The 19043-nt window shown below is 60.8% G+C and carries 14 protein-coding genes and 1 pseudogene; 9 read left to right on the plus strand and 6 right to left on the minus strand.

What is annotated here, in order from left to right; genetic code table 11:
• Positions 1–67: 67 nt before the first annotated feature.
• Positions 68–1390: a DUF1329 domain-containing protein gene (locus tag ACXX83_RS10745; RefSeq protein WP_015095181.1), complete on the plus strand. Its 1323-nt coding sequence runs from the start codon at positions 68–70 to the stop codon at positions 1388–1390.
• Positions 1391–1443: 53 nt separating this feature from the next.
• Here ACXX83_RS10745 and ACXX83_RS10750 read toward each other — a convergent pair whose 3' ends face one another.
• Complete coding sequence (locus ACXX83_RS10750; RefSeq protein WP_126045912.1) at positions 1444–1605, minus strand: DUF2986 domain-containing protein; 162 nt, start codon at positions 1603–1605, stop codon at positions 1444–1446.
• Between the two features lie 362 nt (positions 1606–1967).
• On the opposite strand from ACXX83_RS10750, the gene ACXX83_RS10755 reads away from it, so the two are divergent.
• Positions 1968–5288, plus strand: a complete 3321-nt coding sequence (locus ACXX83_RS10755) for an Ig-like domain-containing protein (RefSeq protein ID WP_458550184.1) — start codon at positions 1968–1970, stop codon at positions 5286–5288.
• 73 nt (positions 5289–5361) lie between these two features.
• Here ACXX83_RS10755 and ACXX83_RS10760 read toward each other — a convergent pair whose 3' ends face one another.
• Positions 5362–5892: a nucleotidyltransferase family protein gene (locus ACXX83_RS10760; RefSeq protein WP_458548418.1), complete on the minus strand. Its 531-nt coding sequence runs from the start codon at positions 5890–5892 to the stop codon at positions 5362–5364.
• 273 nt (positions 5893–6165) lie between these two features.
• Between ACXX83_RS10760 and ACXX83_RS10765 the strand changes: the two genes are divergently transcribed.
• The 4 genes and pseudogenes from ACXX83_RS10765 (at position 6166) to ACXX83_RS10780 (ending at position 10090) form a co-directional block, all read left to right on the plus strand.
• Positions 6166–7503, plus strand: a complete 1338-nt coding sequence (locus ACXX83_RS10765) for an MFS transporter (RefSeq protein WP_458548419.1) — start codon at positions 6166–6168, stop codon at positions 7501–7503.
• Positions 7504–7763: 260 nt separating this feature from the next.
• Positions 7764–8300 (plus strand): P-loop NTPase family protein, encoded by a 537-nt coding sequence (locus ACXX83_RS10770; protein WP_458548420.1) that lies wholly within the window; start codon positions 7764–7766, stop codon positions 8298–8300.
• A gap of 224 nt (positions 8301–8524) precedes the next feature.
• A pseudogene (locus ACXX83_RS10775) lies at positions 8525–8803 on the plus strand (PAS domain-containing protein); the annotation flags it as partial.
• Between the two features lie 255 nt (positions 8804–9058).
• The gene (locus ACXX83_RS10780; RefSeq protein WP_458550185.1) at positions 9059–10090 is read left to right on the plus strand and encodes a methyl-accepting chemotaxis protein; all 1032 of its coding nucleotides are present in this window, start codon (positions 9059–9061) and stop codon (positions 10088–10090) included.
• Between the two features lie 165 nt (positions 10091–10255).
• Here ACXX83_RS10780 and ACXX83_RS10785 read toward each other — a convergent pair whose 3' ends face one another.
• The gene (locus ACXX83_RS10785; protein ID WP_458548421.1) at positions 10256–11161 is read right to left on the minus strand and encodes an amino acid ABC transporter substrate-binding protein; all 906 of its coding nucleotides are present in this window, start codon (positions 11159–11161) and stop codon (positions 10256–10258) included.
• A 42-nt stretch (positions 11162–11203) separates the two neighbouring features.
• Entirely contained in the window at positions 11204–12550 is a 1347-nt protein-coding gene (gene potE, locus ACXX83_RS10790) for a putrescine-ornithine antiporter (protein WP_458548422.1), read from the minus strand.
• Positions 12551–12891: 341 nt separating this feature from the next.
• On the opposite strand from potE, the gene pdxR reads away from it, so the two are divergent.
• The 3 genes from pdxR (at position 12892) to ACXX83_RS10805 (ending at position 16900) form a co-directional block, all read left to right on the plus strand.
• Entirely contained in the window at positions 12892–14400 is a 1509-nt protein-coding gene (pdxR, locus tag ACXX83_RS10795) for a MocR-like pyridoxine biosynthesis transcription factor PdxR (RefSeq protein WP_458548423.1), read from the plus strand.
• 112 nt (positions 14401–14512) lie between these two features.
• Positions 14513–15583 (plus strand): sugar phosphate isomerase/epimerase family protein, encoded by a 1071-nt coding sequence (locus tag ACXX83_RS10800; protein WP_458548424.1) that lies wholly within the window; start codon positions 14513–14515, stop codon positions 15581–15583.
• A gap of 51 nt (positions 15584–15634) precedes the next feature.
• Positions 15635–16900, plus strand: coding sequence for an MFS transporter (locus ACXX83_RS10805; protein WP_458548425.1), 1266 nt, complete (start codon positions 15635–15637; stop codon positions 16898–16900).
• 107 nt (positions 16901–17007) lie between these two features.
• Here ACXX83_RS10805 and ACXX83_RS10810 read toward each other — a convergent pair whose 3' ends face one another.
• Positions 17008–18375, minus strand: coding sequence for a sensor histidine kinase (locus ACXX83_RS10810; RefSeq protein WP_458548426.1), 1368 nt, complete (start codon positions 18373–18375; stop codon positions 17008–17010).
• Positions 18372–19034: a response regulator gene (locus ACXX83_RS10815; protein WP_458548427.1), complete on the minus strand. Its 663-nt coding sequence runs from the start codon at positions 19032–19034 to the stop codon at positions 18372–18374. The genes ACXX83_RS10810 and ACXX83_RS10815 overlap by 4 nt, the downstream gene beginning before the upstream one ends.
• Between the last annotated feature and the right edge of the window lie 9 nt (positions 19035–19043).

Here is a 19043-nt window from a genome sequence, read left to right on the forward strand (position 1 = left end):
CAGCAGGCTGGCTCCTACAGTTTTCCGGGAAGGAGTTGCCTGGAACACCAGGCAGGAGAACAACAATATGAAATTCGTGAAAACTCTTCTGGCTGCCGTACCCCTCATGGCGCTGGCCATCGATGCCCAAGCCTATGTATCGAGCCAGGAAGCCGCACGGCTGGGCAGCAGCCTGACGTGGGTGGGAGCCGAAAAAGCCGGTAATGCCGATGGCTCCATTCCGCCCTACAACGGCGGCCTGACCACTGCCCCACCCGGCTTCAAGACCGGCGACAGCATGCGCCCGGACCCCTTTGCGGGCGAAAAACCGCTGCTGGTGATCAACGGCAAGAACGTCGATGCGTACAAAGGCATGCTCACCGCCACCACCGTGGCATTGGCCAGGCGCTACCCCGGCTTTCGCATCGACGTGTATCCGACCCACCGCACGGCATCGCTGCCCCAGGCGGTACTGGACAACAGCCGCAGGAATGCCACCCATGCCAGGTCCCTCAACGGCGGGATCGCCATCGACAACGTGATGCCCGGAGTGCCGTTCCCGATCCCGCAATCGGGCGCCGAAGCGATGTGGAACTTCCTGCTGCGCTACCAGGGCGTCAACATCCATTCCAAGTACGACTCCTGGACTGTCGACACAGCCGGGGTACCGAGCCTTGCGGTCACCGGCGAGGCGTTCGTCTCCTTCCCGATCTACGAGAACATGTCCAAGCCGTTCAACAGTTCGGACATTTATTATCAGTTGAAATTGTCCTATACCGGGCCTGCGCGCCGAGCCGGCGAGTCGATCATGCTCAAGAACGCCACCAATGCAACGGAGTTTCCCGGCCGCGCCTGGCAATACATGCCGGCCCAGCGCCGGGTCAAACAGATTTCGATCCTGGCCTACGACACCCCCAACCCCGGTACTGCCCGTGCGCTCGAGCTGTATGACTGGACGCTGGTCGGCAAGCAGGAAATGATCGTGCCCTACAACACCTACAAGCTCACCTACGCTCGCGATGCCAAATCCCTGACCACGCCGAATTTCATTGCCCCGGATTTCGTTCGCTGGGAGAAACACCGGGTCTACGTCGTGGAGGGCAATCTCAAGCCCGGTGCAAAGCACATCTACCACAAGCGCCGCTTTTACCTGGATGAAGATACCTGGGCCGCGGTGGCCTCCGACCAATACGACACCCGTGGCCAGCTGTATCGTGGCTCCTTCGCTTTCTTCAGCCAGAGCTATGACCAGCAAGTCCCGGATGCCACGCCCTTCATGACGTACGACCTGTCGAAAGGCACCTACAACATCAATGGCGTGGTCGGCCCTCATGGCGGCATCCGCTACATCGAGCCGCTCTCGACGGCACAGTGGGTGCCGGAGTCCATGGCGGGTGCCGGTATTCGCTGAGTGGATGGTGACAAGGCCCCTCGAATCGAAAAAGGGGGCAGGACCTGCAGGGATCAGCTTTCGCCGGCAACAACCGGGCCTTGATCGGATTCGGCCGCCAGCTTCAACCGGTCAGCCTTGCTGATGTATTTATCCTTTTTTTGCGGTGCCAGTTTGGCACTGGCCTTTTTCGCGTGAGCCTTCAGTAGCTGCTTTATTTTCTTGCGACGATTCATGTTTTTCTGCTCAACCGGTGGTTCTTGAATGATATCAGCTTAAACATTCAGGCCGGGCTGCCGCTTCCCCATAAATGGGTTACTTCACCCACCCTTGCGGGCAATTACCACCAAATTGGAGGAACATCCCCTTTCTCCCCGCGTCTCCCGAATGCAAATCCGCCAGCAACTTGTTCATTAACCTGGGTTTTTTCTTTGCCCGGGTGATGGCTCATTAGTTGCACGCCCCCCCTTGTGCCCACAACAGCAGTCGTCCCGGACATGGAGACGACGGGACATCACGTGAGGGGTGAAACATGAAACGCACGACCCAACCAGGCAATTCCTTCTACTGGCTGCGCAAAACAAGCCTGCCTTGTGCGATGTTCTTTACCCTGGCCACGGCAGACGCCGCACCACTGGATGATTACGGCCCGCCACCACCGACGGACCCCTCGGCGTATACCAATCCGCCGGCCGACCCCCAGGCCGCGGTGGATGCTGTAGAGGCCATGCCACCCACCAACACGGGTGCCTTCGCCCTGCCCAATGGCGTTTATGGTACCCGCACCACGCCGACGACCGACAACGTGCTGCCACCAGCGCTGCAGACATCGTTCAAGATCCCCACCAACGGCAAGCCCAGCCCGTTGTTCGGGGCGCAGCCGTACACCCAGCAATTGCTGTTGTTCGAAGAATTCGGCACGGAAAAACTCGACCCGACACTGCCACCGCCCACCCTGACCTTCCCGCCTCCGACCGTCGGCCCGGCGCCCGTGCAGGACCCGAACAACATCGCCCGCAGCGGCCCTTCGGCTGTGGCGCTCGAAGCCTTCATGCGCCAGCCCGGGCTGTACCCGTTTCCGTCACAGTATTCCAACGTGCTGGACCGCAACCCGTGGAAAGCGCAGGTAGAAGCCTTCCTCAACCGCCATCCGGTCGGCTCGCCGGCCGAGGGTCGTCCGCCAGGAAAAGGCTGGTCGCACCAGCGCTGGAACGAGTTCTACCCACAGGTCGCCTTCAAGACCGCCCAAGCGGGCGCCAAGCTCAACGGCGGCATGCGCGACCGCAAGCAATTGCACAACTACGCCGTCGGTGAATTCGGGCCGGGCGGGCTCTACAACCAGACCTCGGACAACCCGATCATCGCGGGCACCACCAAAGGCATCGACACGCGTTTCCACCCCAACATGCCGATTCAGAACCACAAGGCGCTCTGGACCTTCGACGGCACCTTTCCGCCAAAACTGTTGATGGTGCGCTACGGCCAGGGCGTGCTGATGCGGCACTACAACGCCCTGCCGATCGATCCATCAGCCAACATGGGTTTTGGCCTGCACACCCTCAGCACCCACGAACACAACGGCCACAACCCGGCCGAAAGCGACGGCTATGCCAATGCGTTTTTCTTTCCGGGGCAGTACTTCGACTATCGCTGGCCGATCCAGTTGGCCGGTTACGACAGCATCAACACCAGCGCCCAGGATCCGCGCGCGGCGTTTCCCTGCGCCCCGGGCGAAACCCTGTATGTCAACGACGCCACGCCGGGCTTGAAGACCTGCAACAACGGCACCATCAAGATCCGTGGTGACTGGCGCGAAACCATGAGCACCCACTGGTTCCACGACCACATGCTCGATTTCACCGCGCAGAACGTCTACAAGGGCAGCGCGTCAATGATGAACTACTACAGCGCCCTGGATCGCGGTAACGAAGCGCTGCAGGACGGCGTCAACCTGCGCCTGCCCAGTGGCTCGGCCTTGCCTTGGGGCAACCGCGACTACGACGTCAACCTGATGCTGGCCGACAAGGCCTGGGATCAGAACGGCCAGCTGTGGTTCAACCCCTTCAACACCGACGGCTTCCTCGGCGATCAGATGCTGGTCAACTGGCAGTACCAACCACGTCTGAACGTGCGGGCTCGCAGCTATCGCTTCCGCATTCTCAATGGCTCGGTGTCACGCTTCTTCAGGATCGCGCTGGTGCGTGAAGTCGTCGGCACCGGTGGCGAATTCCCCGGCCCGACAGGCTCCGGCCTGTCCTATACCCGCGTGCCCTTCCACTTGATCGCCAACGACGGCAACCTCATGGAACACGCCGTGCCGTTCGACGGCAGCCTGGATCTGGACGCTGACGGCGACCTGCAGGACCACAACGCGATCCTGCCCGCCCAGGGCATTGCCGAGCGCTTCGACATCATCGTCAACTTCTCGAAATACGGGATCAGGACCGGCGACAAACTCTACTTCGTCAACCTGATGGAACATCACGACGGCAAGGGTCCGGAGAGTATTCCGCTGAGCTTGGCCGATGTCCTGGCCGGCAGGTACAAGGCAGTGCTCAAGCTGACCAGTACTGGCTTGAGATGGGAGGACGGCGACCCGGTGGTGGGCAAGTTCATGCAGATGGTGGTCCAGCCATATGCCGGCCAGGACGTGAGCATGAACCCCGCCGACTACGAACCCGCCAAACCGGGCAAGCCAGTGGGTAAAAGCATGATCCCGTTGACGATCAATCGCGACGACCCGACGATGCAGGCCAAGCTCAAGGCTGCACGCCATCGCGAGTTCATCTTCGGTCGCTCCGACGGTACCGACGAAGAACCCTGGACCATCAAGACCGATGGCGGTTTCGGCTACCAAATGGATCCTCGGATCATCAGCGCCGCTCCGCAACTGGCCACCGGTCCGACCCCTGCCGGGTTCTCCGGCGATGGCACCCTGGAAGTGTGGAAAATCAGGAACGGCGGCAACGGCTGGAGCCACCCGGTGCACGTGCACTTCGAAGAAGGCATCGTCCTCAACCGCGACGGCAAGGCGCCGCCGGAATGGGAAAAATGGGCACGCAAGGATGTCTATCTCATCGGCCAAGGCATCGACAGTTCGGTGGATGTGGACATTGCGATCCGCTTCCGCGAGTTCGCCGGGACCTACCTGGAGCACTGCCACAACACCCAGCACGAGGACACGTCCATGCTGATGCGTTGGGATGTCGAGCACCCCGGCCAGTTCCAGTTGATGCCAACGCCCCTGCCTGGCTGGGACGGCGTCACCTACGTCAATTCCGCCGCGCTGCCGACTTTCCGCACTGGCGATGAACGTGTCGAAGACCTCGCCAACCAGAAACCTGTCGCCAACCCCGACAGCGCCATCAGTAACACCGGCCAACCGGTGACCATCAACGTGTTGGCCAACGACAGCGACCCTGACGGTAACGTGCCACTTAAAGTGGTGGGTCTGGAGCAACCGGACTCCGGCAAGGGCTCGGTCAGCACCGACGGTTTGCGTGTGATCTACACACCACCGGCCACGATCCCCGCGCCGTTCACCGCGACCTTTACCTATAGGGCCAGCGATGCCAAGAACGCGGAGTCGGCACCGGCGACGGTGTCCGTGGCGGTCTCGGCAGGGGTCGTCGAGAACCTGATCGTCACCAGCGCCACCGTCACCGCCCGTAGCAGCAGCCGCTGGTATTGGGTGCTGTCCGGCACCACCTCGCGTGGAGCGGGCAATAGCATCACGGCGACGGCCACGACCACAACCGGCACGGTGAACCTTGGCACCGCCACCCTGACGCTTACGCCGACAGGCGCGCGCTGGAATATAGCGGTGACAACCGTCGGCAGCGGCCCGTCGGCTGCCCCGACGGCGACCATCAAGTCGGCCTTCGGCAAAACCGTGACGGTGCCGGTAGTGAAGAACTGAGTTTCAACCTGGCTTTAGCGACGAGGGCCTCAAAGGATCTGAGGCCCGAATCGGTCAGTTCGGTTGGTCCCGTTCAACTGTGTTGCGCGATGATCCTGAGCCACGGCCAGCGAGCCTGATAACTTCTGGCCTTCTGATCGAACAAGTCCGGCCTGGGATTGCCTGGATTGATTCGAAGCAGCCCGTGCTCTGTGTCGGCCAGGCCGTTGGGGGCATAGACCTCGCCGGTGGCGACATCCCAACCGATGCAGGTACCGGCAACCAGGTAGCGATCGACTCCGTCCCTGGCGGACTCAAGCCTGGGATAATCCCCGCCGAACCGCTGGCTGTACCATAGATGAACGCGAGCCTGATTCTTGACCTCAACATTCACGTCGAGATCGTTGAACAGCTGCCGGGCTGACTGAATGACCTCGTTCTCTGCTTCCCAGGACAGATCATCATCGAAGTAAAATACGTCGTAATCCTTCACTCCCCACGCTGGCGGTCGCTGTGACTGATGATTCCAGACGGCCTGGAACAGGCAACCGGCCGTGAGCATGCATTGGTTCAAGCCAAGCTCGGGCAAGCGCGTGTAAATTTCTGCGTTGACCGGATTGGTCATTGCGATCCTGACCAGGCTTTCGGCAGTCAATGTCATCTTCATCCCTTCCCTATCGATCTGGTCCTGGCGACCGACAATACCCCCGGTGCTTTACAAGTTCACTAAAAACACCGCCCTTCGCAAACTGCGGCTTTCGGCCAGTCAGGCCGACAATCATGGGTCATTCAAGAGTATGAAGTCGGTACTGACTATGTGGATGACACTTTTGAAGTGAGCCGCCGCCGTGCCTGCCCCGATAATCGATAGCTTACTGACGAACTGTCGAGGTCAAGCATGACGAGCGCAAATACGGAACAAGTCAGCCCGCAAACACTGAGAAGAGTGATTGTCGCCGCCGGCATCGGCAATTTCGTCGAGTGGTTCGACTTCGCCGTCTATGGCTTTCTAGCCACGACCATCGCCCAGCAATTCTTCCCCAGCGGCGATGCCAGCGCCGCGCTGCTCAAGACCTTCGCCGTGTTCGCCGTGGCCTTCGCGTTTCGGCCCCTTGGCGGGATTTTCTTCGGCATGCTGGGCGACCGGATCGGCCGCAAGCGAACCCTGGCGATGACCATTCTGCTGATGGCAGGTGCGACGACCCTGATCGGCCTGCTGCCCACTTATGCGGCGATCGGGGTCACGGCGCCGATTCTGCTGTCGCTGATCCGTTGCGCCCAGGGTTTTTCCGCCGGGGGCGAATACGCAGGTGCCTGTGCCTACCTGATGGAGCATGCACCGAGCGACAAGCGCGCCTGGTACGGCAGCTTCATCCCGGTGTCGACATTTTCCGCCTTCGCCGCGGCTGCCGTGGTGGCCTACGCACTCGAGGCGTCATTGTCGGCCGAAGCCATGGGCAGTTGGGGTTGGCGCCTGCCGTTCCTGATTGCTGCACCGCTGGGCCTGGTGGGGCTTTACTTGCGCTGGAAGCTCGACGAGACGCCGGCATTCCAGGCGGTGACCCAGGAACATGCGGTCGCCCACTCGCCGCTCAAGGACACCTTGCGCAACCATGGGGCGGCGATCTGTTGCCTGGGTGCCTTCGTGTCACTGACCGCCCTGTCGTTTTATATGTTCACCACCTATTTCGCGACTTACCTGCAAGTCGCCGGTGGCCTGAGTCGCGCAACCGCGTTGCTGGTGTCACTGATTGCATTGCTGTTCGCCGCGGCGATCTGCCCGCTGGCCGGACTGTATTCGGACCGGGTCGGGCGTCGCATGACGGTGATGACGGCCTGCGCGCTGTTGATCGTTGTCGTGTATCCATCGTTCCTGATGGCCAGCTCCGGCTCGTTCGCAGCGTCCGTCGTCGGCGTCATGCTCCTGGCGATTGGCGCGGTGTTGTGTGGCGTGGTGACGGCGGCCTTGCTCTCGGAAACCTTCCCGACCCGCACTCGATACACCGCCTCGGCCATCACCTACAACATGGCGTACACCTTGTTCGGCGGCACCGCGCCGCTGGTGGCGACGTGGCTGATCAGCACCACCGGCAGCAACCTGTCGCCGGCGTTCTACCTGATCGCGATCGCATTGCTCGCGCTGGCCGGGGGACTGGCATTGCCGGAGACCTCGAGGATTTCCCTGCATGACGTTGCGGCGCAGGAGAAAGCCGAAGGCGTGGGTGCATCCGCCTGACACACGAAACGGGCCGGCAGGCGTCATGTCAGCGAGGTTTCCCTCAGCGGCCTTTGACTGGCGAGCAAAACCCTGCACAATTGCCGGCTTTTTTTGGGGCCTTCACTGGTTTGGAGGTCACTGGCTTGCCAGCGATGGTCGTTAGCGATAACGCGGGTGAGCTGGATAAACGCGGCGCATCTGAGTCCATCGCCAGCAGGCTGGCTCCTACAGTTCCCCGGGAATGCGTAAAGAATCTTTTTTTCCACAGGACGTCACTCGTGCAACGGATTGTTATTCTGGGCAATGCCGGCAGCGGCAAATCCACCCTCGCCCGCACCCTCGGCAAGCATCTGGGGCTGCCCGTGGTGCACCTCGATACCCTGTTCTGGGAGCCCGGCTGGATCGAACCCGACGCGGAGCAGTTCCGCGCGCGGGTCAGCGCAGCGATCGCGGCGGATAGCTGGATTTGTGAAGGCAACTATGCCCGACGCACCTTCGATCTTCGCCTGCCCCGGGCCGACCTGATCATCTGGCTCGATACGCCGCGACTCACCTGCTTCGCCCGGGTGATCCTGCGCAGCGTCATGAACCGCCCTCGCCCTGACCTTGCAGCCGGCTGCGCAGAGAAGCTCGACCGGGCGTTCCTGACGTTCCTTGAGTTCGTGTGGAATTTCGATCGAGGCTACCGCCCGGGTATCGAAGCGGTGCGCATGGCCACGGGCCCGCGGATTCCTGTGGTGCATTTGCGCAATAGTCGGGAGATTGCCGCCTTTCTCCATGGCTTGCCCGCAATGCCTGGAACCTGCCTTGTATAGAGGGGCGGCGACATCCGTCACCCGAGGTTATACGTCGCGCCCCGAAACCGACTCAATTGGACGTCACGCATGATTCCACAGCGATATCGTGAATTTGTCATGAAATGAAAAGAAATTGTCGTCGGATGAATCTCCGTCAGCCTCCCCCCTCCATAAATTCCTCTTCGGGCCCGTTCTGTTCTATAGGCTCAACATCATAATAATAATCCGAGGGGTCGCATCGTATGCGCGTGAATTTGCCCGTAACCGAGCATGAAAGAGTATTTCCCGCCGAACAACGATTGATCTCCACGACCGATCTCGATAGCCGGATCACCTACTGCAACGAGGCCTTTGTTGCCATCAGCGGTTTCACCTACGACGAATTGGTGGGCCAGCCCCATAACCTGGTTCGACACCCCGACATGCCTCCCGGGGTATTCATTCACATGTGGCACACCATCAAGCAAGGCAAACCCTGGATGGGCATTGTGAAAAACCGCGCGAAAAATGGTGACTTCTATTGGGTCAGTGCCTACGTCACGCCCATCCATGAAAACGGACGCCTGAGTGGTTACGAGTCGGTTCGTTCGCTGCCCAGCCGCGACCAGGTTCGTCGGGCTGCAGCACTCTATGCACGGATGCGGGCCGGCAAGCCCATCGTTTCGCTGAGCGCGCGGATTTCCCGGCCGCTGCAACAGGGGTGGCCGTTGCTGGTCGCTGGCACAGTTTCATTGCTCGCCGTGCAGTGGCTGCCCAATGCGGCGGCACAGGGGCTGATGGTGGCGAGCCTGTGTATGGCCTGGTACCTGATCGAGTCCCGGCATCGCAAAGCCATCGAGCGCACCCTGGCCGAGCATCCGAAAGCCTTTTCCGATCCGTTGGTCGCGCTCACCTACAGCGACAATCATGGTCCCCAGGGTCGCCTGGACATGGCCATGGTCAGTGAGGAAGCGCGCTTGCAGACCGCCCTGAGCCGACTCGTCGATGCCGGGGTCAATGTCAAGGCCAAGGCCGCGCAGTCATCCGAACTCTCCGGTTCTCAGGCGCAGTCGCTTGATCGTCAGCGCAGTGAAACCGATCAGTCCGCCGCCGCCATCTCACAGATGGCCGCCACCATCCAGGAAGTCACCCAGAACGTCATCAGCACCGCGCATGCCGCGTCGCAGGCTGACCAGTTGACGCGTGAGGGCAGTGAACTGGCCCGGCAAAGCCTGAACGCCATGGAAACCATGCATGAGGCGGTCAACGAAATCGGCAAGGCGGTCAACGCATTGGCGAGCGAAACGCAATCGATCGGCAGTGTCGTGGATGTCATCACGTCCATTGCCGAACAGACCAACCTGCTGGCGCTCAATGCGGCGATCGAGGCGGCCCGGGCCGGTGAGCAAGGTCGCGGTTTTGCCGTAGTTGCCGACGAGGTGCGCTCCCTTGCACAACGCACTCGCACCTCCACCGAGCAGATCCACGGCATCATCGCTTCTCTGTACGACGGTGCCGATCGCGCAGTATCAACGGCCAACCGTGGCGAGCAGATGTCCCGCGAAAGCATGCAGCGTGTCGAGGCGGTACAGTCGGCGCTGGTCGGCATCAGTCAGGCCGTCACCCGGATTACCGGAATGAGCCAGCAGATGGCCTCGGCGTCTGAAGAACAAAGTCACGTGGCTGAAGACATCAATCAGCAGATCACCCGTATTGCCCAGCTCTGTGATCACAGCGCCGGGCAGGCCAAACAAGGCGCCGCAATCAGCCAGGATCTTGAAGTCATGGCTGAATACCTGCACAGCCTGGCCGAGCGTTTTAACCGTTAGTGGCGACAGGGCGATTCCTGCTTGGCCATGGTCCTCGCCAATTGATGCGGCTCCGAACCAATGGCATCACCTGTGGCGAGGGAGCTTGCTCCCGCTGGGGTGCGCAGCGCCCCCAAAAAGAGGGACTGCTGCGCAGTCCAGCGGGAGCAAGCTCCCTCGCCACAGCTACGGCAATGCATAGACCCTGAACAGTCTCTTCACGGTAAGGTTGCTCCCGCCCAGATACTGGTCGTAGGCCTTTTCCACAAAGCCCGAGTAATAGGCTTCACTCAGGGCCGTGTCGACCAGCAGGCGGAAGTCTTCGTCGTTGCGATCGACCATCATCGCCACCGGCGAGTACTCGAAGATGCGGTCCAGGATCATCAGGTTCTGCGCCGCACCTTCCTTGGCGATTTCGTTTCGCAGCAACATGCGTTCGGAGAAGAAGGCATCGGCCTTGCCCTCGGCGACCAGCTTGACGCCCTCGTCGTTGTTGGCCACGGTCACCAGCGAGGCGATCACGTTGAGCAGGCGCATGCGTTCGCGAATCCAGTCTTCGGTCACCCCGCCCTCGAGGGTCGCGTAGGTCTGGTTGGCCAGGCCATTGTTGATGCTTGCACGCCAGGTCGGGCCCGCAGTGGCGACCTTGCCATTGAGCACGTTGAGCAAGGGTTCGGCCGCATCGTTGCGCACCACGACCGAGAGGCCGGCGGTGTAGACCGGGATGGAGTAGCTGATCATCTTGCGCCGTTCCAGGGTGGGCGCGGTCGGCGTGCAGAGGATATCCACCTTGCCTTGGCTGACGGCACTGACCTGATCCGCAACCGTGACCGGCAGGTAGTGCACTTGCAGGTCGGGCAGGCCCAGTTCGCTCTTGAGCTTGTCGGCGACTTTCAGGCACAGGTCGATGGCATAACCGCTGGCCTTGTCGCCTTCCTGCTTGCTGAAGGGCGCCAGGTCCGGCAAGTAGCCCAGGTTAAAGGTGTGGCTGCTGCGCACGCGTTCAAGGGTGTTGGCGCCGGCTACCAGCGGCAGCGTCAAGAGTGCGAAGGCAAGCAGCAGTCTGGTGGTTGTGGCAAATGGTACGTTCATGTCCGGTTTCCCCGTATGCAGATGTCTGTGCAGTCCTGATGGCTACACCTGAGGGTTTGCAGGCCTGGCCTGGCTGGCCGCTGGCGCTTCGGTGAAGCGCTTGGCGAGGAATCCGTAGAGCAGGTAGCCGACAGCGAGCACCAGGGTGCCGCCCATCACTGCGTCCTTGCCGCAGGCATACAGGGCGTACAGGGAGTACGTGACTGCAATCAGCAAGACCACCACGTTACGCGTGCGAATCGCTGATGAGACCCCGGCCTTGTGCATGATCACCAGCAGGCCGGTCAGCGCAGTGATATAGGGGATGAGGTTGGTGACCGCGGCCAGGCTGACCAGCTTGCTGAACTGCGCGGCGGCGTCGGGCGAGATGGTCGACAGGGCCATCAGGGTTTGCAGCACACCGCAGACGATCATGCCGACGACGGGCGCATTCATCGAGTTGACCTTGCTGAACAGCTTGAGGAACAGGTTCTGGTCAGCCGTCATCTTCGCCGTTTGCGCCAGGGTGAATTGCCAGCCCAGCAGCGAGCCGACACAGGCCATGACCGCCAGGGCCATGACGATATTGCCCACCATCGGATTGAATATCGTCGCGTAGACCAGCGCAAAGGGCGCCGAGGACTTGGCCAGTTCGGCGTTGGGAATGATGCCCTGGATGACGGTGGTCGACAGCACATAGACCACGGCGGCACCGAGGGTGCCGAACAGGCAGGCCAGCGGTACGTTGCGCTTGGGGTTTTCCACGGCATCGGTGGCCTGGGCCGCCGACTCCATGCCCAGGAAGGCCCACAGGGTCAGGGGAATGGCTTTGCTGATGGCTTCGGAAATCGGCAGGCTGTTGGGGTTCCAGGCGGCGGCCAGCACATCAGGCTTGAACCAGAACCAGCCGATGATGCTCAGGCCCGCTACCGGAATGATCACGCCCCACACCGTGAATGCACCGATCTTGCCGGTGATGCCCGGGCCCCCGAAATTGGCGAAAGTGGTCAGCCAGATCAGCCCGATGGTGCCGACGCACAAAGGAATGGCACCCGTGCCCAGCCAGGGCACGAAGGCGGTCATGTAGCCCACCGCCGAAATGGCCACGGCCACGTTGGCGATGGCCAGGGACAGGAAGTACAGGTACGAGCAGAGGAAAAAACCCGACTTTGAATGGGCCTCTTCTGTGTAGGCGGACAAACCGCCGGAACGCGAACAGAAGACTCCGCATTGGGCAAAGCAGTAAGCGATAGCCATCGAACCGATCGCGGTGAAGATCCATGACAGTAGCGAGACGGCACCCAGTTGAGCCATGTTGGTGGGCAACATGATGATGCCCGAGCCCATCATGTTGACCGTTACCAGCGTCGTGAGCCCCATCAGGCCCATTTTCTTGCTTGAATCAGCCATCGCAAACTCCTTGCCTTGTTCAGTGTTTTGAACTTGGGCCTGGCGACGTGCAACACGCGGCCGGACTGGGGCTAATGCTTGATCAGACTTTGAACCTGTAAACGCACCGCATTGCTGGCAGCGATCTTCAAAGCGTTCAGAAGCAGAATTTCTCTGTCTGTCCGACGTTGAAGTTCCCGGGACGAGTATCTGGGCAGGCATCATGTCCCAAGGCCAGGAGCGATTGCCCTATTGGGTATAGTTCAAATTTACAATCTGTTACTTCCTGCTGATTTTTTACTGGACCGCTTGGGCATGCACATGACGATCAGGCACCTTCCTTTTCCGTGGACGAACGAATAATGAAATCCTCCGCAGGTTTGCTGTTGTCGGGTATCGAACTGGATCGTGCCAGTTCCATCCCCTTGTACCGCCAACTCTACTTGCAGATTCGCAAACAGATTCTCAGTGGCAGGATTCAGGGCGGCGTGCGCCTGCCGTCCACGCGGACCCTGAGCAAGGAGCTTGAGCTGTCGCGAATCAGCATTCTCAATGCGTTCGATCAACTGATTGCCGAAGGTTTCCTGACGTCGCGGACCGGGGCCGGGACTTACGTCGGCCATGAATGGGAAGGCCGCGGTATTGAAGACGATGAGCACAAGCGCCAGCCGCCTCGACTGTCCGACCTGAGCCAGTCGATGCTGTCGTTGCGCAGCGATCATTTCCGTGGTGTTTCCTATGCCGGCTGGGCGACCGGCAGCCCGACCTCGTTCCTGCCCAGTCACAGCGCTTACGATGCGTTCCCGCAATCGGTCTGGAAGCGCCTGTTGAACCGCCACCTGCACAAACCGACCAAGGCCATGCTCGGCTATGGCGAACTGCAAGGCTTGCTGGCCCTGCGCGAGGCGATTGCCGAGTACGTCTTCGATGCCCGCGGCATTGATTGCAGTGCCGAGCAGGTAGTCATCGTGTCCGGCGCCCAGCAAGCCTTCAACCTGCTGGGCATGCTGTTGCTCAACCCGCAGGACAGCTTCTGGATGGAGGATCCGGGGCATATCGCGGCGCGCATTGCGCTCCAGGCACAGGGTGGCCAGGTCGTGCCGTTGCGTATCGACGAACAGGGGATCGATGTCCGGCAAGGCCTGGCTGTGTGTCCTGACGCCCGCCTGGTGTTTACCACGCCTTCTCGCCAGCATCCTCTGGGCGTCACTATGAGTTATGCACGACGCCAGGAACTCATCGACTGGGCCGCGCAGAATCAAAGCTGGATCATCGAGGACGATTGCGACAGTGAGTTTCGCTACAACGGCCGCCCCCTGCCCGCGCTCTATGCCATGGACCAGTGGGCCCGGGTCATCTACGCCGGGACCTTCAGCAAGGTGCTCTTCCCCTCGCTGCGACTGGGGTACGTGATACTGCCGCACGCCCTGGTCGAACCCTTCTGCACCCTGCGGGCGGTCATGGATCGCAGCCCGCCTACCCTGCTTCAGGCCGCCACCGCGGACTTCATGCGCGAAGGCCACTTCCTCGGCCATATTCGGCGGATGCGCGCCCTGTACCAAACCCGCCAGCAGGCACTGGTCGAACAGCTACAGAAACAACTGGGGACTTTCTTCAGGATCACCCCGGTGGAAGCCGGCATGCACATGATCGCCTGGTTACCTGCGCATCTCGATGACGATGCCCTGGCCAGGGAGCTCGACCAGCATGGCATTCATACCTATCCCCTGAGCGACTACTGCGTCGAACATGTCTTGCCGCCGGCGCTGCTGATCGGCTTTGCCAGCACCCCCGAGGACCAGGCCCAGGCGCGGGTCGAAGAGCTGGCCCTGGCCCTGGACAAAATGGGTTACCTGCAGCCGGCCACCTGACGCCGGGCAAGTGGTCTTATGATTTAGCTGATAATGGATCTATCGAGAGTTCCTGACTGGCGCGATAAAGGCTGCGCCGGTAGACCCGGTGTCTGAACCAGGAACGACTCGAATGAACAATAAGATCCAGGAACGATTCAACGCCTTGCTCAGCCATAAGGCTGTCGAGGCCGAGGCTCCCCCTCAACTGACCGAGGCACTGGCCCGCCGGTTGCTCGACCGACTTGGGCAACTGCGTCTGTTTGCCCATGCCTACCCCTTGCTGACCAACCTGACCCACGGCCGTGTCACCCCTGGCGACCTGCTGGACTTTGCCTATCGCCATGAACTCCAGGGACTGAGCCTGCACCTGCTCGACGGTGAGGAAAACAGCCTGAGTCAAATGACAGCCGCGCAGCTTCAGGCGTTCGCTGCCAAGGCCAAAACACTCGGGCTGGACGTGCATCTGGAAATCAGCAGCACCCTGAAAAAAGATGTCGATCAAGTGATCGCCATCGCCAAGGCGCTGGGTACCCGCAACATCCGTGTCTACTCACGCTACGAAGGGGCGCTGTCCCGGGTCATGGACGTGATCGAGTCGGACCTGCACTACCTCGCGCAACAGGCAGACGAACACGACCTGTTCTTCGATTTCGAGCAGCACGAGGAACTCAAGAGCGGCGAGATCGCGCAACTGCTGAGCCGGCTGAACCACCCGCGCCTGCACGCCCTGTTCGACTTCGGCAACATGATCAATGCCTGCGAACAGCCCCTTGCGGCAATGCGCACCCTGGCCCCGCACATACGCCAGACGCACCTCAAGGGTGTGCGCATCGTGCCTGAGCAAAACGGCTTCGGGCATTACGGCGTGCTGCAAGGCAGCGACGAAGACGACCTGCCCAGCGCTCGCATGTTGTTCGAACTGTTGATGCTCGGCGAATCAACCCCGCAAGTGATCGCCTTCATTCTCGAGCAGGAAAACCATTACGTGGCACCGGCGTTCCGCCAGTTCGACGAAGCCGCCGACCCGTTCATTGCGTACCGGGAAATGAGTGAAACAGCGCTGCCGCAAGGCTACTCGCTGGAGCGAATGCTGGCCGATGAACACCGTTGGGCAAACAACCAGGTCGCCTACGTACGAGGTCTGCTGGCCGAGTTCCGAACCCTGGCCGAGTTGACCCTGGCCCATTGCGCTGACGCCTGAACCTGACGTGCCGAACGGCACTGCCTACCCAATCAAGCCTGGAGAACAATAATGACATCCCAAGACAAGGCCAAATGGCTCAGATTCCTGATTCTCATCCTCGGTGGCGGCACCATCTACAAGCTGGCGAGCCTCAAGGACGCCTTCTATATCCCCATGCAGGAATTCATGGGGCTGTCCCACACTGAAATCGGCGTGCTGCTGAGCGCCAACGCCATCATCGCCACCGCGCTGTTCGTGGTGGGCGGCATGCTCGCCGACCGGTACGACACGCGCAAGCTGATCCCCCTCGGCCTGATCGGTACCGGAGGCCTGGGACTTTACCTGGCGACCTTTCCGCCCTTCAGCAATCTGCTGGTTGTGTTCTGCCTGCTGGCCGTGTGTGCCGACTGCCTCTTCTGGCCTTCGCTGCTCAAGGCCATCCGCAACCTGGGTGACGATAAGGAACAGGGGCGCCTGTTCGGTCTGCTCGAAGGCGGGCGTGGCGTCATCGATACCCTGGTCGCCTTCTCTGCGCTGGGCGTCTTCGTCGCCATGGGCTCCGGTGAAAACGGTTTGAAGTCGGCGATCCTGTTCTACTCGGTCATCGACATTCTTGCCGGCACCCTGACCTGGCTGTTGCTCAAGAGCGGCAAAACCCAGTCGACCGCCAAGCCGAAGAACGGACTGTCGAACCTGCTCGAAGCGATCAAGGTTCCGGGCATCTGGCTGGTCAGCCTCAACGTGTTCATGGTCTACATCGTGTACTGCGGCCTGACCTATTTCATTCCCTACCTCAAGGAAATGTACGAACTGCCCGTGGCCCTGGTGGGCGCCTACGGCATCATCAACCAGTACTTCCTCAAGATCCTCGGCGGCCCCGCTGGCGGCTTCATTGCCGACAAGCAGTTCAAGAGTTCCAGCCGTTACCTGAAGTGGGCATTCCTGGCGTTGTTGCCGCTGATGGGCGTCATCATGCTCATCCCGAAAAGCCCGGATTACATCTACGCTGGCATGGCGGCCACCCTCTCCTTCGCGCTGATTGTGTTTTCCATGCGCGGTGTGTTCTGGGCACCGATGGGTGAAGTTGGCATTCCCCAGCACATCACGGGCTCGGCCTTTGGCATTGGTTGCCTGATCGGCTATGCGCCGGGCATGTTCGCCTACGTCATCTATGGCGCGATACTCGACCACTTCCCGGGTCAACAAGGCTACAACTACGTCTTCTCGTTGATGAGTCTGCTGGCCATTGTCGGGTTCATGGTATCGAGCCTGTTGTATCAAGCGGTGCGCAAGAATTCCGCGGTCACGGGCCAGGTCAGCGCCGCGCAAGCCTGACCCTGGACCGCGTCCAGGCGTCTTGACGCAACGCCGTGCGGCGGTAACCGGTGCCTCCCGGTTACCGCCGCATGGACGCCATGCACCAGGCATGACCAGGCACAACGTCAAACGCGACAGATCTCCAACGTGGCGCGTAAACCGCCCGCGATGCGGTTCTCCAGTCTGATCTGCCCACCCAGGCGATCGGCAATGGCCTTGACGATGGTCAGCCCCAACCCTGCCCCCTGATCGTTTGCGCGACTGTAGAACCGCTCGAAGAGCCGATCACGATCCTGCTCATCGATACCCGGCCCCTCATCTTCGACAGACAGTTCGTAGCCGTTACTCTTTTCGACCAGCTTTACCGTGATCACGCCGTGCCGGGGGGAGAAATTCACCGCGTTGGTGACCAGGTTGTTCAAGGCAATGTCGATAGCCGCAGGGTCGACCCTCACAAGGCCGATGTTGTCGCCGACATCGAAAACCAATTCAAGATCCTTGCTCAACAACCAGGGTGTCAACTGAACCAGGCTGTCGCGAACCGTGGCTGCCAGGTCAATCGGTGCAGGCGGTTGCGCGCCAGCTTGAGGCTCGATACGAGCCATCGTGAGCAATTGATTGACCAGCCGGCTGGTACGGTCCACCCCGGCAATCAAGTGTTCAAGCGACGCACGACGCTCCCCTTCGCTCGCCGCTTCCATCAGGTTCTGCGCATGCACCCTGAGCACGGCCAGTGGTGTGCGCATTTCGTGGGCGGCATCAGCGATAAAACGTCGCTCACGTCCCATGACTTCCTGAATCTGCGCAAGCATACGGTTAAGGGCTGCCTGCATCGGCTCAAGCTCGGTAGGCAGCGGCGTCAATTGCAGGGGTTCGAGTGATCCGGGATGCCTCGCCCGCAGTGTTGCAGCCATGTTGACCAGAGGTTTCAATCCCCAGCCGATGGCCAGCCAAAGCATTGCGGCCAGTATCAAACTCCCCAGAATGTTAGGCCACAAGGTGTGGCGCACGATGCGGTCCACCAGGTCCGTGCGCACGTCGTCCCGTTCCCCCACCCAGATACGCAGGTTGTTCTGCTTGTCTTCAAGCAGGAAGGCGCGCCAGTGCCGGTTGTTCAGGTCGACTACATCGCTGAAGCCTGGTGTGACCGGGGGTTGGCTGAAGGACGGAGAACTGGCGGTATGCACCAGCACTTCATTCCTGGCATTCCAGACCTGAAATGCAATCTTCGTTTCATACGGATGCCCGTCGGCCCTGGGCGTCGCCTCGTTCAGGGCCTGGTTGAAAGCCCTGTACAGATCTGCGTGATCCTCGCTCACCATGGGCATACGCATGACGCCTTGCAGCAGGCGAGCATTCTGGGCCAGTTGGGCATCATAGACTTCGGCAATTTCATGGTTGCTGTCGTACAGGTTCAACACGCTGATCACCGCCAGACCTGCGAGCATCAGGCCAATGATCAGGGTCAGGGTGCGCCGGCGGATCGAGGTCATCGACGCTCCTCCACCAAGTAACCGATACCACGGACGGTGCGAATCAGATCGGTGGAGAGCTTCTTGCGCAGGTGATGGATGTGCACTTCCAGCGTGTTGCTTTCGGCCTCCTCGCTCCAGCCGTACAGCAACTGCATCAGATGATCGCGAGTCATTACCCTACCCGGTGGCGAGAGCAGTTCGTGGAGCAACTGGTATTCCTTGGGTGTCAGGGCCACCGGTTCGCCTTTGTAGCTGACTTGCTGGGTGCCGGGGTTCAGGCTGATGCCCGCGTGCTCGATCAGCGATTGCCCACGCCCGGCGCTGCGCCGAAGCAACGCACGTATGCGCGCCTTCAATTCTGCCAGGTCGAAGGGTTTGATCAGGTAGTCATCGGCGCCGGCATCCAGGCCGGCGATGCGGTCTTCGGTGGCATCGCGTGCCGTCAGGATCAGCACCGGCAGGTTGGAGCCGCTGTCACGCAAGCGCCTGAGCACTTCGAGACCGTCCATGCGTGGCAGGCCAAGGTCGAGCACCGCCAGATCAAAGATTTCACTGCGCAGCGAGTGCAAGGCACTGTTGCCGTCCTGCAACCAGTCGACGGTATAACCTTCACGGCGCAGGGCCTGATGAATGCCCTCGCCGAGCGCCACGTCATCCTCTACGAGTAATAAACGCACAGGGTCTCC

Source organism: Pseudomonas sp. GNP012, from assembly GCF_054343835.1.

Coding starts and splice junctions, on each gene's coding strand:
- ACXX83_RS10745 (WP_015095181.1), top strand. CDS start 68: ATGAAATTCGTGAAAACTCTTCTGGCTGCCGTACCCCTCATGGCGCTG.
- ACXX83_RS10750 (WP_126045912.1), bottom strand. CDS start 1,605: ATGAATCGTCGCAAGAAAATAAAGCAGCTACTGAAGGCTCACGCGAAA.
- ACXX83_RS10755 (WP_458550184.1), top strand. CDS start 1,968: ATGTTCTTTACCCTGGCCACGGCAGACGCCGCACCACTGGATGATTAC.
- ACXX83_RS10760 (WP_458548418.1), bottom strand. CDS start 5,892: ATGACCAATCCGGTCAACGCAGAAATTTACACGCGCTTGCCCGAGCTT.
- ACXX83_RS10765 (WP_458548419.1), top strand. CDS start 6,166: ATGACGAGCGCAAATACGGAACAAGTCAGCCCGCAAACACTGAGAAGA.
- ACXX83_RS10780 (WP_458550185.1), top strand. CDS start 9,059: ATGGTGGCGAGCCTGTGTATGGCCTGGTACCTGATCGAGTCCCGGCAT.
- ACXX83_RS10785 (WP_458548421.1), bottom strand. CDS start 11,161: ATGAACGTACCATTTGCCACAACCACCAGACTGCTGCTTGCCTTCGCA.
- potE (WP_458548422.1), bottom strand. CDS start 12,550: ATGGCTGATTCAAGCAAGAAAATGGGCCTGATGGGGCTCACGACGCTG.
- pdxR (WP_458548423.1), top strand. CDS start 12,892: ATGAAATCCTCCGCAGGTTTGCTGTTGTCGGGTATCGAACTGGATCGT.
- ACXX83_RS10800 (WP_458548424.1), top strand. CDS start 14,513: ATGAACAATAAGATCCAGGAACGATTCAACGCCTTGCTCAGCCATAAG.
- ACXX83_RS10805 (WP_458548425.1), top strand. CDS start 15,635: ATGACATCCCAAGACAAGGCCAAATGGCTCAGATTCCTGATTCTCATC.
- ACXX83_RS10810 (WP_458548426.1), bottom strand. CDS start 18,375: ATGACCTCGATCCGCCGGCGCACCCTGACCCTGATCATTGGCCTGATG.